The following is a 509-nucleotide window of genomic DNA, read 5'->3' on the forward strand; positions in this document are numbered from 1 at the left end:
GGTCTTGCCGTTGCGGTGCGCGACGTTCTTGATCACGTACTTCATGCGCAGCAGTTCGTCGGCCTTCTGCACCAGGGTGCTGAACTTGGTGCCGATTTCGCACTGGCCGGCGGTGGCCACTTCGTGGTGCTGCACTTCCACTTCGATGCCGACCTGTTCCAGGGTCTTGCACATCTCGGCGCGCAGGTCGTGCAGGGTGTCGGTCGGCGGAACGGGGAAGTAACCGCCCTTCACGCCCGGACGGTAGCCGCTGTTGGCACCGTCGTACTTGGCGCCGCTGTTCCAGGCGGCTTCTTCGGAATCGACCTTGAAGAAGGTGTTGCCCATTTCATTGGCGAAACGGACCGAATCGAAGATGAAGAATTCCGGCTCCGGGCCGAAGAACGCGGTTTCGGCGATGCCGGAGGACTTCAGGTAGGCCTCGGCGCGCTTGGCGATGCCGCGCGGGCAACGGCCATACGGCTGCATGGTGGCCGGGTCGAGGATGTCGCAGCTGATCACGATGGTCG

General features: G+C 63.1%; 1 protein-coding gene. It reads right to left on the bottom strand.

Annotated elements, in window-relative coordinates; translation table 11 throughout:
- Nucleotides 1–509 (bottom strand): glutamine synthetase family protein (locus DAI20_RS20460; RefSeq protein WP_497802664.1); only part of this gene is annotated, 509 nt, incomplete at both ends.

This window comes from Planctomonas deserti (genome assembly GCF_003067705.1).
In the GTDB taxonomy this organism is placed as follows: Bacteria; Actinomycetota; Actinomycetes; order Actinomycetales; family Microbacteriaceae; genus Planctomonas; species Planctomonas deserti.